Raw genomic sequence first — 1,688 nt, 5'->3', positions numbered from 1 at the left:
GCCACCCCCGGTGTCCGGCACCCGCACCGCACCCCGTACGACCCCGCACGCGCACCACAAGCCCCGCACCATGGAAGGTGCGGACCACACAGCAGCCGAAGCCCCCTCCCCGCAGGGGCCCGCGACGACGATGCGACCGGAGGCACCCGCCCCATGCTCGACGAGACCCTCCTCGACGCCCCGGACGACCTCGCCCTGGCAGACCGCCGCGGCCTGCTCCGCGGCGCGGCCGAAGCCGGCGCCCGGGTCAGGACGGCGGCCCGGCACGCCGCGGAGGCCGGCATCGCCGACCTCCACCCCGAAGGCCGCCCCCGCGCGGTCCTCGTGGCCGGCCCCGGCACCGCCTCCGCGGCCGTCGCCGACCTGATCGGCGCCCTGGCGGGAGCCTCCGCTCCCGTCGTACGCCTCCAGCCGACCGGCGTCGCCCCCGCGGCGGGCGCCCTGCGCTGGGCGCTGCCCGGCTGGGCCGGCTCCGTGGACCTCCTGCTGCTGCCGACGACCGACGGCTCCGAACCGGGACTGGCGCTCCTCGCGGAGCAGGCCTACCGGCGCGGCATCACCGTCGTCGCCGTCGCCCCCGAGGGATCGCCGCTGACCGAGACCGTCAGCGGCTCGCGCGGGCTGTTCGTACCGATGGCCGTCGCACCGAACGAGGCCCCGAACGAGTACGCCGAGAACATCGCGGCCAGCCCCGGCACCCTGTGGGCCCTGTTCACCCCGCTGCTCATGCTGCTCGACCGGGTCGGCCTCCTGGAGGCGCCGCCCGAGGCGCTGGAGAAGGTCGCCGACCGGCTCGACCGTACGGCGGAGCGCTGCGGCCCGGCCATCGCCACGTACAGCAACCCGGCCAAGACGCTCGCCGCCGAACTCGCGGACACCCTGCCGCTGATCTGGACGGAGGGCGCGGAGTGCCTGCGGCTCCTCCACCCGGTCGCGGAAGAAGTCCTCGGGGTCCGCGCCCGCCGCGTAGTCGCCGGCGAGGAGGACACCGTGGGCGGGTCACTCACCCCGCTGCTCATGCTGCTCGACCGGGTCGGCCTCCTGGAGGCGCCGCCCGAGGCGCTGGAGAAGGTCGCCGACCGGCTCGACCGTACGGCGGAGCGCTGCGGCCCGGCCATCGCCACGTACAGCAACCCGGCCAAGACGCTCGCCGCCGAACTCGCGGACACCCTGCCGCTGATCTGGACGGAGGGCGCGGCCGCGGGCCCCGCGGGCCGCAGGTTCGCCGCGGTGCTCGCCGAGCTCGCCGGGCTTCCGGCGCTCGCCGCGGAACTCCCGGAGGCCCTCCCCGCCCACGGTGTCCTCCTCGCCGGCGACTACGCGGCGGGCGCGGACCCCGAGGACTTCTTCCGCGACCGGGTGGAGGAGCCGCAGGCACTCCGCGCCCGGGTGGTGCTGCTGCGGGACCGGCCCGCGGACGCGCCCTCCGTCCAGATCAGCGGCAGGGTGTCCGCGAGTTCGGCGGCGAGCGTCTTGGCCGGGTTGCTGTACGTGGCGATGGCCGGGCCGCAGCGCTCCGCCGTACGGTCGAGCCGGTCGGCGACCTTCTCCAGCGCCTCGGGCGGCGCCTCCAGGAGGCCGACCCGGTCGAGCAGCATGAGCAGCGGGGTGAACAGGGCCCACAGGGTGCCGGGGCTGGCCGCGATGTTCTCGGCGTACTCGTTCGGGGCCTCGTTCGGTGCGACGGC

At 76.6% G+C, this 1,688-nt stretch carries 1 protein-coding gene; it reads left to right on the top strand.

The annotated features are described in order from the left end of the window. Positions 1 to 153 precede the first annotated feature (153 nt). On the top strand, positions 154 to 1,688 hold a 1,535-nt coding region (locus tag EAO70_RS38785; RefSeq protein WP_261992624.1), incomplete at its 3' end, for an SIS domain-containing protein.

Source organism: Streptomyces sp. adm13(2018), from assembly GCF_008042145.1.
Taxonomy (GTDB): Bacteria; Actinomycetota; Actinomycetes; order Streptomycetales; family Streptomycetaceae; genus Streptomyces.
The sequence above is the reverse complement of the archived record's forward strand: the minus strand, read 5'-3'. Positions and strand labels throughout refer to the sequence as shown.